Annotated in this window: 11 protein-coding genes; 5 read left to right on the top strand and 6 right to left on the bottom strand. The window is 71.5% G+C overall.

Features of this window, described 5'->3' with window-relative positions:
• Positions 1-90: 90 nt before the first annotated feature.
• Positions 91-1755, bottom strand: coding sequence for a glycoside hydrolase family 10 protein (locus A4R25_RS11130; RefSeq protein WP_064446666.1), 1665 nt, complete (start codon positions 1753-1755; stop codon positions 91-93).
• 273 nt (positions 1756-2028) lie between these two features.
• Here A4R25_RS11130 and A4R25_RS11125 point away from each other — a divergent pair, with 273 nt between their 5' ends.
• Entirely contained in the window at positions 2029-3522 is a 1494-nt protein-coding gene (locus A4R25_RS11125) for an amino acid permease (protein WP_064446665.1), read from the top strand.
• Positions 3523-3678: 156 nt separating this feature from the next.
• Positions 3679-4683, top strand: a complete 1005-nt coding sequence (locus A4R25_RS11120) for a LacI family DNA-binding transcriptional regulator (RefSeq protein WP_064446664.1) — start codon at positions 3679-3681, stop codon at positions 4681-4683.
• Positions 4684-4880: 197 nt separating this feature from the next.
• On the opposite strand, the gene A4R25_RS11115 is transcribed toward A4R25_RS11120, so the two are convergent.
• The 3 genes from A4R25_RS11115 to A4R25_RS11105 all read right to left on the bottom strand — a co-directional run bounded on the left by A4R25_RS11115 (position 4881) and on the right by A4R25_RS11105 (position 8133).
• Positions 4881-5606: a methyltransferase domain-containing protein gene (locus A4R25_RS11115; protein ID WP_043328114.1), complete on the bottom strand. Its 726-nt coding sequence runs from the start codon at positions 5604-5606 to the stop codon at positions 4881-4883.
• 533 nt (positions 5607-6139) lie between these two features.
• Positions 6140-6457, bottom strand: coding sequence for a hypothetical protein (locus A4R25_RS11110; RefSeq protein WP_043328117.1), 318 nt, complete (start codon positions 6455-6457; stop codon positions 6140-6142).
• 38 nt (positions 6458-6495) lie between these two features.
• Entirely contained in the window at positions 6496-8133 is a 1638-nt protein-coding gene (locus A4R25_RS11105; protein ID WP_064446663.1) for an ABC-F family ATP-binding cassette domain-containing protein, read from the bottom strand.
• 85 nt (positions 8134-8218) lie between these two features.
• Between A4R25_RS11105 and A4R25_RS11100 the strand changes: the two genes are divergently transcribed.
• From A4R25_RS11100 to A4R25_RS11090, 3 genes are all read left to right on the top strand, one after another.
• Positions 8219-8989: an ROK family protein gene (locus tag A4R25_RS11100; protein WP_064446662.1), complete on the top strand. Its 771-nt coding sequence runs from the start codon at positions 8219-8221 to the stop codon at positions 8987-8989.
• An 88-nt stretch (positions 8990-9077) separates the two neighbouring features.
• A complete protein-coding gene (locus tag A4R25_RS11095; protein ID WP_018787684.1) occupies positions 9078-9440 on the top strand; it encodes a M48 family metallopeptidase in 363 nt (120 codons plus the stop codon).
• A 59-nt stretch (positions 9441-9499) separates the two neighbouring features.
• A complete protein-coding gene (locus A4R25_RS11090) occupies positions 9500-9754 on the top strand; it encodes a Smr/MutS family protein (RefSeq protein ID WP_064446661.1) in 255 nt (84 codons plus the stop codon).
• 99 nt (positions 9755-9853) lie between these two features.
• Here A4R25_RS11090 and A4R25_RS31450 read toward each other — a convergent pair whose 3' ends face one another.
• The gene (locus A4R25_RS31450; RefSeq protein WP_147265155.1) at positions 9854-10093 is read right to left on the bottom strand and encodes a hypothetical protein; all 240 of its coding nucleotides are present in this window, start codon (positions 10091-10093) and stop codon (positions 9854-9856) included.
• 552 nt (positions 10094-10645) lie between these two features.
• On the bottom strand, positions 10646-13024 hold the full coding sequence (locus A4R25_RS11080) for a M28 family peptidase (RefSeq protein WP_064446659.1): 2379 nt from the start codon (positions 13022-13024) through the stop codon (positions 10646-10648).
• Between the last annotated feature and the right edge of the window lie 16 nt (positions 13025-13040).

Genomic DNA, 13040 nt, shown 5'->3' with positions numbered 1-13040 from the left:
GCGATGCCCCGGGGAACGGCTCGCTGACATCCGCCTGAACAGACGAATGCCCCCGGACCGGCGAGGCGGCCCGGGGGCATTCGGGGTGAATCAGCGGACGAAGCGCGGCGGGCTCGCCGGGCTCTCGTTCGCCAGCCGGTCCAGCGCGGTCACGTAGTAGGTGTACCGGGCGCCGTCGGCCGCCGTGGTGTCCACCCAGGACTGCACGGCGCCGTCGGTGGCCCGCACGGTGCCGATCAGGTGCGAGGCGTCGGCGAAGTCGCAGCGCCCGGCCAGGCCGTGCCCGTCGAACCGGTAGATCGCGTACGACGCGGCGGTGCCGAGCGGGCCCTTGCCGTCGGCCGGCTGACGCCAGCTCAGGCGTACCCCGTCCGCCTCCCGCTGGGCCTTGGTGACCACCGGGAACAGCAGCGGCTTGCGCGGCAGGTGCGTCATGGTGGGCACCAGCGCGGGGCGGGAGTAGTGCTCGGCGGCGTAGATGTCGGTGGCGCCGAGCCGGTTCGCCCGTACCTGCACCGCGGAGAAGTGCACGTTGCCGAGCACCTCCGGGTACGACCGGTTGAGCGTCAGGTGGTTCGACAGCTCCTGCGGGTTCATCCAGAACGACCCGTACGCCGGGTCACCGCTCTTGTAGTCGGCCTGGCCGATGTAGAGCTGCACCCGCGTGCCGCGCACCTGCTCGGCCCACCACGGCACGAGCCGGGCGTAGTCGGCGGCCGGGTACTGGCCGATGTACCAGTAGAGCTGCGGCACGATGTAGTCGATCCACTCCTCCTTCACCCACTTGCGGGAGTCGGCGGAGATGATGTCGTACGACTGCGAGCCGGTGGTGTCCGAGCCGTTCGGGTCGGCCGACGCGTTGCGCCAGATGCCGAACGGGCTGACGCCGAACTTCACCCACGGCTTGACCGCCTTGATCTTGGCGTTCATCTCCTGGATCAGCAGGTTGATGTTGTCCCGCCGCCAGTCGGCCTTGTCCGTGAAGCCCCTGTTGTACGCCGCGAACGTGGCGTCGTCGGGCACCTGGTGGGTGCCGCTCGGGTACGGGTAGAAGTAGTCGTCGAAGTGCACGCCGTCGATGTCGTACCGCTTGACCGCGTCCATCATCGCGGTCTGGACGAACTCGCGGACCTCGGGGACGCCGGGGTTGTAGTAGAGCCGGCTGCCGGCGACGCCGGCGGGCGGGTAGGCGAAGACCCAGTCGGGGTGCTGGCGGGCCGGGCTGTCCGGGGCCAGTTGCGACAGGTCGGCGCCGGCGCCGCCGGGGGCGGGCATGGAGACGCGGTACGGGTTGAACCAGGCGTGGAACTCCAGGTTCCGCTTGTGCGACTCGTCGACCAGGAAGGCCAGCGGGTCCCAGCCGGGGTTCTTGCCGCGTACGCCGGTCAGGTACTCCGACCACGGCTCGTACGGCGAGGGCCAGAACGCGTCGGCGGTCGGGCGGACCTGGACCACCACGGCGTTGTGGTTGAGCTTCTGGGCCAGGTCGAGCCAGGCCAGGTATTCGGCCTTCTGCTTGGCCACCTGGTCCGGCGCGGTCCAGGAGTCCTTTGTGGGCCAGTCGATGTTCGTCACCGAGGCGATCCACATGGCCCGGAACTGGCGCTTGGGGGTGGCCGGGTCGGTGACGCAGTCGGTGGAGGGGGAAGTGGCGGTGCTGGTGTCGTCGGGTGCGGCCTGCGCCGGCGTGCCGGCGACCAGCGCGCTGAGCAGCGCCGCGGCCAGCGCGGCGGCTCCGAGCCGAGTTGCCTTCATGCGGTGCGGTCCCTTCGTCGGGTCCGGGGGGACGGTCGGCGGCGGGGTTGCGGCAAGATTCGCCGCACTGCCCACGCCTCCGGTAGGAAACTTTCATCTATCCGTGCCCGGCGCAAGACCTTGACCGGTGATCGATGTCCCGCGCCGTCCGACCTCGGCCGGATCGTGACGATTCCGATACCTGCCGTGCGGGATTGGAGCGGAAAACGGCTGGGTAGCTAGCCCGGTCACAGACCGCCACCGTGGCGGCCACACGGCGGGGGAGGTGATCAGATGTCGGTCCTGCGAACCAAGCCGATCGGGGACGTGCTCGCCCAGGGCGACGCCGACGGCGAGGACGGCAAGCCGGGACTGCGGCGTCGGCTCGGCGCGGTCGACCTGATGGGCTTCGGCATCGGCATCGTGATCGGCACCGGCATCTTCACGCTCACCGGTGTCGAGGCGCGCAACAGCGCCGGGCCGGGCGTGGTGATCTCGTTCGGCATCGCCGGCCTGGTCGCGCTGCTCGCCGCGCTCTGCTACGCCGAACTGGCCAGCAGCGTGCCGACCGCCGGCAGCGCCTACACCTACGCGTACGCGACGATGGGCGAGATCGTCGCCTGGATCATCGGCTGGGACCTGCTGCTGGAGTTCGCGCTCGGCGCGGCGGTGGTGGCCCGCGGCTGGTCCGGCTACCTCGCCGACCTGTTCGGCCTGCCCAGCGCCTGGTTCGCCGAGGAGGGCAGCGTCGTCAACCTCGGCGCGATCGGCATCGTGCTGGTGCTCGGCGTGGTCGCCATCGTCGGCATCCGGGAGTCCGCCCGGGTCACCAACCTGCTGGTGCTGGTCAAGGTGGCGATCTGCGCCTTCGTGATCATCGCCGGGCTGTTCTTCGTCAAGGCGGCCAACCTCAGCCCGTTCATCCCGGCCGCCGAGCCGGCCGGCGCCGGGGACGACGGCATCAAGCAGCCGGTCACCCAGGTCATCTTCGGGCTGGAGCCCTCCGTCTTCGGTTTCGTCGGGGTGCTCACCGCCGCCGCCGTGGTGTTCTTCGCGTACACCGGGTTCGAGGCCGTGGCGAACCTGGGTGAGGAGACCCGCAAGCCCAAGCGGGACCTGCCGCTGGGTCTGCTCGGCACGCTGCTCATCTCCACGGTGCTCTACATCGGCGTCTCGCTGGTCGTGGTCGGCATGGTCAAGTACACCGAGATCGACGAGGGCGCGCCGATCGCGTCCGCGTTCCGGGCGGTCGGCGCCGGCTGGGCCGCGGTGCTCGTCTCCATCGCCGCCGTCGCCGGGCTCACCAGCGTGATCCTGGTCGACCTGGTGGCCATGGGCCGGATCGGCTTCGCCATCGCCCGGGACGGGCTCATCCCGCCCGCCATCGCCAAGGTGCACCCGCGCTGGGGTACCCCGTACCGGATCGCCGGGATCATGACCGTCGCGGTGGCGCTGCTCGCCGGTTTCCTTCCGCTGTCGGCGCTGGCCGACTTGGTCAGCATCGGCGCGCTCTGCGCGTTCACGCTGGTCGCGATCGCGGTGCCGATCCTGCGCAAGCGCCGGCCCGACCTGGAGCGGCCGTTCAAGGTGCCGTTCTCGCCGGTGCTGCCGATCCTCACCGCCGTGGCGTGCCTCTACCTGAGCCTGAACCTGTCGGTCGAGACGTGGCTGCGGTTCCTCGCCTGGATGCTGATCGGCGCGGTCATCTACTTCGGGTACGGCAACCGCAAGAACCGGCTCGCCCGGCGCGAGCACTCGGACACCCCCGAGCCCGCCCCCACCCCCTGAGGCGGGCACCGCGGAGCCCTCTCGACGCGCGGGTCGGGAGGGCTCCGCCCTGATCGATCGTGAATTTCTGCAACGTTGTAACTCTCCGTGTGAAGAGGTCGTCACGTCGTCGTGAGGCGGTACAGTGCGGCCAGCGTTCACCGGGAGGACAGTTCAGTGCGGCACAGGCTCAAGGACGTCGCGGAGCGGGCCGGAGTGTCGGTGAAGACCGTTTCCAACGTCGTCAACGGCTACCAACACGTACGCGCCGACACCCGGGCCCGGGTCGAGGAGGCCATCGCCGCGCTCAACTACCGGCCCAACCTGTCGGCCCGCAACCTGCGCAAAGGGCGTACCGGGGTGATCGCCCTGGCCGTGCCCGAGCTCGACATCCCCTACTTCGCCGAGCTGGCCCGGCACGTCGTCACCGCCGCCGCCGACCACGACTGGACGGTGCTCATCCACCAGACCGGCGGCGGCTCCGAGCAGGAGCGCAAGGCCGCCAGCGGCATCGGCGACCACATGATCGACGGCCTGATCCTGAGCCCGCTCGCGCTCACCTCCGACGACCTCGCCGCCCTGCACGGCCTGCCCGTGGTGCTGCTCGGCGAACGGGTCGACAACGGCCCCGCCGACCACATCATGATCGACAACGTGGCCGCCGCCCGGGAGATCACCGCCCACCTGATCGGGCTCGGCCGCCGCCGGATCGCCGCGATCGGCTCCCAGCGCACCCCCGAGGGCGCCAGCGCCCGGCTCCGCCTGGCCGGCTACACCGCCGCGCTGGCCGAGGCCGGCATCGCGTACGACGACCGCCTGGTGGCGCCCGCGCCGGCCTGGTACCGCGCGGACGGCGCCGCCGCCATGCGGCACCTGCTCGCCACCGGGGTACGCCCCGACGCCGTCTTCTGCTTCAACGACACGCTCGCGCTCGGCGCGCTGCGCGCCCTGCACGAGGCGGGCCTGCGCGTGCCCGAGGACGTCGCGGTGGCCGGCTTCGACGACATCGAGGACGGTCGCTTCTCGATCCCGACGCTGACCACAGTCGCCCCCGACAAGGAACGCATCGCCCGCCTGGCGGTCGAGCTCCTGGCCGGACGTCTCGGCCCCGACCGCGACTCCCCACCCCGCGAGTTGGTAACCCCTCACCACCTAGCCCTGCGAGAGTCCGCCCCCCTCTAGCCCCGCGTCGCGGCCGCGTCCCGGCCGCGTCTCAGCCGCGTCCCAGCCGCGTCCCGGCCGCGTCGATCATGAAGTTGGCGGCGATGTCGATCTCCTTGAGTGCCGCCAACTTTATGATCGACGGGGTGGGTCCGGGGCCGGGGTGGGTCCGGGTCCGGGTCCGGGGTGGGGCCGGGGTCGGTCCGGCTCGGCCGGGGTCAGTCGAAGAAGCGGGCCAGGTGGGATGCGGGTGGGGGCGGCGCGTCCGGGGGCAGGGGAGTGAGGTCGGCGAAGACCGACGCGCCGTCGCAGCCGACGTGCAGCGGATACCAGCGCGGCGTACCCGGCGGGCGCTGACCGCAGATGCCCTTGAACGTCTGCACGTCCAGCAGGCGTACGTGGGTCGGGTCGGCCACCGCGTTGACGTGCCGCCACCAGGGGCTCATCACGTGGAGCACACCGCCGGGCCGCAGCACCCGGTGGCACTCGTCGAACAGTGGCAGGAAGTCGATCAGGTGCTCGACGATGTGCACCGCGAAGAACACGTCCACCGAGGCGTCGCGCAGCGGCAGCGAGCCGGCGAGATTGGCGACCGCGTTCACCCCCGGCGCCGGATAGATGTCCAGCCCCAGGTTGCCCGGCCACTGCTTGGTCGCGCCGCAGCCCAGGTCGACCACCACCGGCGCCCGCCCGCCCACGGCGACCCGGCACCAGACCCCGAGTACGCCCGACAGCCGGCCGATCAACTCCCGTACCAGCCGCAACTGCGCCGGGTCGGCGACCGCGCCGGTCAGGTGCGCCACCCCCCGGTCGAAGCGCACCTCGACGGTCGTCCCGCGTAGCCGCTCGTCGTGCCGGACCAGGTCGGCCCACGCCTCGGCGAGAAACTCGTCGGTCTGCCGGAGTCGCTCACCCGAGAGCGCGGTCTGCCCCATCGCCACCATGCGCCACCTCCGGCGGCCCGTTACCCCCATTTCACCCCAATATGCCCCGACCCGTCCGCCGTCCTCCTCCACCCCGTCCCGCCGTCCGCCCCGCCCCACCCCGTTGATCAAGGAGTTTGTGTCACCAGAAGACGCCCGCGAGGACACAAACTCCTTGATCACCGGGGCGCGCCCGAGATCTTGGAAGATTTCGGCGGTCATGGGGGCACTTTCCTTCCAAGATCTCCCGCGACTCGGGGATCAAGGAGTTCGTGCTGGCGTTGGCGTGGATGGACCCGAACTCCTCGATCGCGAGAGGACCCCCCACCCCGTTGATCAAGGAGTTTGTGTCCTATTTCGAGGGCGACGTCCACACGAACTCCTTGATCACCGCCGGTTTCGGGGCGGGGGTGCACGCTCCGACGGGCGGCTTGGGGGCGGGCGCTGTCGATCATGGAGTTGTGGCCCGGGCCAAGCTCGCAAAAGGGGCAGACGAGGGGCCGCAACTGCAAGATCGACGCGCTGAGGGCGGGAGGGAGGGAGGAGGGAGGGGGTCAGGGGGAGAGGGTTCGGCGGATGGTGCGGGAGCTGCGCATCCGCTGGCGCGGCTGGGCGGCCGCTGCCTTCGGGCGCTTGAGGTGGTAGCGGTGCAGCTCGTTGTTGCCGGGCAGCGACGGGTCCTCGCTCATCGCGACCAGTTCCCAGCCCTGGTCACCGGCCCGGTTCAGGTGGGCCAGCGCGGTGTCGCCGTACGGTGTCACGTCGATCATGGAGCCGTCCGGGCCGTACCAGATGAAGACGACCTCGAACCCGAGGTCGGTCGACGCGGGTTGACGACGACGGACCAGCAGCGCGTACTCCCACTTGAGCATGCGCTCATTGTGGACCCGCGCGCGCCGGTCGGCATGGATCAGTGTTCGGCGATCCGTCCGTCCGCCACGCGCAGCCGCCGGTTGACGCTTACCGCGTCGAGCATCCGCCGGTCGTGGGTCACCAGCAGCAGCGTGCCCGGGTAGCTCGCCAGCGCCGACTCCAGCTGCTCGATCGCGGCCAGGTCGAGGTGGTTGGTCGGCTCGTCGAGCACCAGCAGGTTCACGCCGCGCCCCTGCAGCAGCGCCAGCGCGGCCCGGGTCCGCTCGCCGGGGGACAGCGTCGCCGCCGGCCGCAGCACGTGGTCGGCGCGCAGCCCGAACTTCGCCAGCAGCGTCCGCACGTCCGCCGGGGCGAGATCGGGTACGGCGGCACCGAACGCGTCGAGCAGCGGCTGGTCGCCGAGGAACAGTCCCCGGGCCTGGTCGACCTCGCCGACCACCACGCCGGGGCCGAGCGCGGCGTGTCCCTCGTCCAGTGGCAGCCGCCCGAGCAGCGCGGCGAGCAGGGTGCTCTTGCCGGAGCCGTTCGCCCCGGTGATCGCCACCCGGTCGGCCCAGTCGATCTGCAGGTCCACCGGGCCGAGCGTGAAGCCGCCACGGCGTACCACTGCTCCTCGCAGCGAGGCCACGACGGCGCCGGCGCGGGGCGCGGCGGCGATCTCCATCCGCAGCTCCCACTCCTTGCGCGGCTCCTCGACCACCTCCAGCCGCTCGATCAGCCGGGCCGTCTGCTTGGCCTTCGCGGCCTGCTTCTCGGTCGACTCGGTGCGGAACTTGCGGCCGATCTTGTCGTTGTCGGTGGCCTTGCGGCGGGCGTTCTTGACGCCCTTCTCCATCCACGCCCGCTGGGTGCGGGCGCGCGCCTCCAGGTCGGCCTTCGTGTCGGCGTACTCCTCGTACTCCTCGCGGGCGTGCCGGCGCGCCACCTCCCGCTCCTCCAGATAGGCCGCGTAGCCACCGCCGAAGTGGTTGACCTGCCGCTGATGCAGGTCCAGCTCGACGATCCGGGTGACGGTGCGGGTGAGGAACTCGCGGTCGTGGCTGACCACCACGGTCCCGGCGCGCAGCCCGGTGACGAAGCGTTCCAGCCGGTCCAGCCCGGCCAGGTCGAGGTCGTTCGTGGGCTCGTCGAGCAGGAAGACGTCGTACCGGCTGAGCAGCAGCGACGCGAGCCCGGCGCGGGCGGCCTGCCCGCCGGACAGGCCGGTCATCGGGTGGTCCAGGCCGACGTCGAGACCCAGCTCCGCGGCGACCTGCGCGGCCCGCTCGTCCAGGTCCGCGCCGCCGAGGTCGAGCCAGCGTTCAAGAGCATTCGCGTACGCGTCGTCGGCGCCCGCCGCCCCGGCGGTGAGCGCCTCGGTGGCGGCGTCGAGCGCGGCCTGCGCGGCGCTGACCCCGGTGCGCCGGGCCAGGAACTCGCGGACCGTCTCGCCGGGCCGGCGCTCCGGCTCCTGCGGCAGGTAGCCGACCGTTGCCGTGGGCGGGCTGAGCGAGACCGTGCCCTGCTCGCGTGGGACCAGCCCGGCGAGGGTACGCAGCAGCGTGGACTTACCCGCGCCGTTGACCCCGACCAGACCCACCACGTCGCCGGGCGCGACGACCAGGTCGAGGTCTTCGAAGAGGAGGCGGTCACCGTGGCCGGCGGTGAGGTCCTTGGCGATCAACGTGGCGCTCATCAGGGCACCGAGCCTACCGGCGCGCGCATCCGGATTACCGCGACCCACGCTTGCGGCGGCACCGATCTGAGGGAGACTCACAGCCGTGGTGACCACACTGGCGATCGACTGCGGTGGCGGCGGGATCAAGGCCTCCGTACTGGATGCCGCCGGAACCATGCGCGCCCGGCCGCTGCGCGTGCCCACGCCGTACCCGCTGCCGCCTGGCTTGTTCGTCAAGACGCTGCTGGATCTCGGCGCCCGCCTGCCCACGGCGGACCGGCTCACCGTCGGCATGCCCGGCATGATCCGGCACGGCGTCGTGGTGGCCACGCCGCACTATGTGACCCGGTCCGGGCCGCGCAGCCGCGTCGACCCGGACCTGCTGGCCGAGTGGTCCGGGTACGACGCGCGCACCGCGCTGGCCGAGGCCTTCGGCGTGCCGGCGCTGGTGTTGAACGACGCCGAGGTGCACGGCGCGGGCGTGGTCGCCGGGACCGGCTGCGAGCTGGTGCTGACGCTCGGTACCGGGCTCGGCAGCGCGCTCTTCGACGGCGGGGTGCTGGCGCCGCACCTGGAGCTGTCGCACGCGCCGGTGCGGTGGAACACCACCTATGACACGTACGTGGGGGAGCCGGAACGGCGGCGCCTCGGCGACGCGTTCTGGTCCCGGCGGATCCGGCAGGTGGTGGACGGCCTGCGGCCGGTGTTCCGCTGGGACCGGCTGTACCTCGGCGGCGGCAACTCCCGGCTGATCCGGCCCGAGCAGGTGGCCCGGATGGGCGACGACGTGGTGATCGTCCCGAACACTGCCGGAATCGTGGGCGGTGTCCGGGCCTGGGACCTGGTCGGCGGCCGGTACGACCCCACAACCTGATCTTTCGCCCCGCAGGAACACTCGCGCTCCCGCCGGTGTTGTGCCAGCGTCGGACCAAGGCCTGGCGCGACACGAGGAGGTGGGTCGAGTGGATCTTCTGGCGGAGTACCGGCGGGCGACCATGTTCTTCGAAGCGGGTGACCCGACCGGAGCGGCCCGGCTGCTCGAACCGATCATCGAGGCCGAGCCGGACAACTCGTCGGTCCGGCAGCTGCTGGCCCGCGCCTACTTCCAGTCGGCCCAGCTCAACCGGGCCGAGGAGCAGTTGCGCGAGCTGGTCGACCGGGACCCGAGCGACCACTACGCGCACCACGTGCTCGGCCGCACGCTGGAGCGGATGAACCGGCCCGTGGACGCGCTGCGGCACCTGCGCATCGCGGCCGCGATGTACTCGACGAACACCGACTACGCCACCGCGCTGCGCCGGGTGGAGGGCAAGGTCGGTCGTTGACTGATCACGCGGAAGGGCAGCCCGCCCGGGCTGCCCTTCCGCGTACCTAGGATGGGACCGTGAAGCTCAAGCTCGACCTCCACGACATCTACAACAAGGGCCACGACATCGACCGTGCGCTGCGCGGGATCATCGACGAGGCGGTGGCGAAGAAGGCCACGCTCGTGGAGATCATCCCGGGTAAGGGGTCGGGCGCGCTGAAGAAGAAGGTGCTGCGGTTCCTCGACCAGAAGGACGTGAAGCAGCTCTACCACCGGGTCGAAAAGGACTCGAAGAACTTCGGCCGTTTGTTCGTGCATTTCCGCTGGAAGTAGAACCGGCATGCCGCCTGACCTGCGTCCTGGGTCGTTCAGAGGGGGCCGAAAGCAAGATCATGCCGTTTCCGGGTGCTCCGGCACGTACCGCCGTCCGTGTCAGAACTTGGGGTTTATGTAGCTACCCCAGGTCCAATTCTGGTCTTCATCGCTCATGCCGCGGATATCAATATCGAGCGGTTCGAGGTGGGCCGCCGGAAGGGGGTCCGAGTCTACGATAACTTGCAGGGAGCCGGTGAGAGTGTAGTATCCGGAACGCGGATCAATGCACTCTTTCCAGTTGTAGTTCGCGGCAGTGAGATAGATGCTTCTTTCCTGATAGCCTTCCTGGTTGAGCATGACGTGACCCCACGAGTAGGTACCCGAGGCGAGCTGGATCTGCCTGGAGATGCACGCAGTGGCCATGCCCTCCGCCGGGATCCGCGCAAGCTTCGTCGACTTGGTCAGGTAAGCGGTTGCGGCGGCATTCGCAGGAGACGCGACTCCAACCAGACCTGCGGCTATGAGAATCGACGCAACAGCGGACCGCAATTTAATCAGACGCAAGGAATCCCCCGATAGTTGGGCCACACACCTTCCGTGAGCGGCCGGTGCCCGTTGCTCGTAGCAAGCTATCGAGGAAGATGAGCGGGCGCAAGGGCATGATGTCTGTCACGAAGCACTACCGCTCGTAAGCATTTCCTGGTTGTTGCGCTCAGGCACTCCTGGATGGCTAATGGCGCAGTCGGGGGAGAGTGCCGTTCAACATCAGGCCGTTTACCGGCCGCCCCATCGCTGTCAGCACGATCGGGCGCGGCTTGCTCTAGCTTGATCCACTCCAGTACGCCGAAGTGGCGGTATCCCGGCGCGGGGATACCGCCACTTCGGCGAGGTGGTGCAAGTAAGCGGCGGTCAGAGCGGGTACGTGCGCGCCACCGCCAGCATCTCCGAGCTGTGCGAGCCGACCACGCCCACACCCTCCGGCCGCTCCCGGAACCCGGGCACCCCGGAGAGCCCGTCACTGGCGTCCATCGCGCGCACCGAAACGGCCCCGGCGCCGGGCACGAGCGTCAGCGTCACCTCGACACCCTCCGGCGGCGGGGCGTGGAACACGATCCCGAACCCCCACTTCCCGCCGCCCGGCTCGACCGGCAGGTCCCGCCCGGCCACCGAGGCGGACCGCACGGTGGCGGTGCTGGTGTCGACGTGCAGCGTGAGCAGGCGTACCTGCCGCTGCGGCGTCACGCGCACCCGCAGCACGCGCTGGTCACCGGTGCGGGTGTCGGAGAGCAGGTCCAGCTTCGGGGCGGGCAGGGGCGCTGCGGTGGCCGGCCCGCCGCGCAACTCGGTCGCGCCCAGCCCGGGGAAGTCGTCGGCGATCGAGACCGTGCCGTCGACGTAACCGTCGGTCCACGGCTGCGGCTTCTCCTCCCGGGTGAGCCAGGTCGCCTTGCCGGTGCCCGCGTCCAGCGCGTACATCAGGTGGGTCGGCACGGGATGCGCGGCGTCGAAGCGGTCCACGGCGAGGCCGACCCCGGCGAGCACCACCGCGGCCAGCGCGGCGGCCGCGGCGGGCAGCGCGCCGAGCCGGCGTGCGCGCAGCGCGAGCAGGCCGCGCTGGCCGCCGGCCCGGGGGTGCAGCAGGTCCACCACCGGGAGTACGGCGAGGCCGAGCAGCACCGCGACGAGCGCGGCAACAGCGCCCATGCCCATGCCGAGCGCCGGGAACAGCAGCACCACCGGCGGCAGCAGGATCACCACCGCCACGGCGGCGGCGAGCGTCACCGCGACCACCGGCCACGGTCCGTCGCGCCGGGTGGCGAGCGCGGCGAAACCGGCGAGCGCGCCGGCCAGGGCGGGCAGTGTCGTCAGGTACGCCCCGCCGGGCACCGCCACCGCGAGCAGCACTCCGAACACGGCGAGCCAGGCCAGCCCGCCGAACGCCAGCGCGGCCGGGCCGACGCGGCGGCGCAGCAGCGCGTACCAGCAGAACAGCACCGCGGCGGAGAGCGCCACCACGGCGAGCCGATACCAGACCGGGCGGTACGGGTCGAGCAGCTCGGCGTACCCGGGGCGGATCGTGGTGATCGCGGCCCAGAGCAGCCACGCGCCGAGCGGCGCCACGACGACCGGCAGCAGGGTGAGGCCGAAGCCGGCGGCGAGCGTGCCGGCGGTGGCCCGGCCACGGCGGCGCAGGAGCCAGCCGAGCGCGCCGACGGCGAGCAGCGCGGCGACGGCGAGCGGCAGTGTCAGCCAGCCGGGGTAGCTCACCAGGCCGCCGAGCACCGGGAAGTAGGTGTCGTCGTGGTCGGCGCTCAGGTCGCCCAGGTCGGTGCGGCCGAATTCGCGGGCCAGGCCGAGCGCGTTGTCGCCGTGCATCTGGAGGCTGCCCCGGTCCACCCGGGCCGGCACGTCCAGCGGGGTGTGGTAGATCGCGCCGCCGTCGATGTACGCCGAGTTCAGGCCCACGAATTTGCGGTCGAGGAACGCGGTGAAGTCGGTGTCGTTCGGCAGCGCGCGGTAGATCTCCACCGCGAACGAGGTGCCCACCGGGTGCGGCGCGGCCTTGCCGAACACCTCGACCAGCTTCGCGTTGTTCCGGGACGTCTCGAACATGATCACCGGGCCGGTGGAGCCGCGCGCCTCCAGGTTGAGCACCACCCCGCCGTCGCGGGCGAGCGGGTGGTCGCCGGCGAACCCGGCGGCCCCGCACAGGCACGCCTCCTCCGCGTCGGTGAGCACGAAGACGATGTCGTTGCGGGGGCGCGGGCCGGTGGTGAGCGCCCGTGCCACCTCCAGGATCGTGGCGGTGCCGGCGGCGTCGTCGTTGCCGCCCGGCCCGGTCTGCACGGAGTCGTAGTGGGAGACCAGGAACACTTTTCCGGTCGGATCGGTGCCGGGCAGGCGGGCCACCACGTTGCGGACCCGCGCCAGCGTGGCCCCGCCGGCCGCGCCGGACAGCTGCCCGGCCTCGGGCGCGACCGCGTCCTGCACCTCGGTCTGCAGGCCCAGCCCGCGCAGCGTCGCCACCAGGTGCTCGCGTACCCGGTCGTTCGCGGCGCTGCCCGCCACGTGCGGCTCGGCCGCGATCACCTCGACGTTCCGGTACGCCCGGGCGGCGCTGAACTCGCGCTCGGGCGCGTCCGCCGGGGCCGGCGCCGGGGTGGAGAGGCCGACCAGGACGCCCGCCCCGACGGCGAGCAGCGCGATCAGCGCGGCGACGGCGCTGGTCAGCCGGCGGCGGGGCTTGGTGAGCGCCCGGTCGGCGGGACGGGTGGGGGGTGCGCCCACGGGGACTCCTCGGGGT

The sequence above is a fragment of the Micromonospora sp. NBRC 110037 genome (genome assembly GCF_001652995.1).
Taxonomy (GTDB): Bacteria; Actinomycetota; Actinomycetes; order Mycobacteriales; family Micromonosporaceae; genus Micromonospora; species Micromonospora chalcea.
This window is presented reverse-complemented; position numbering and strand designations above follow the sequence as displayed.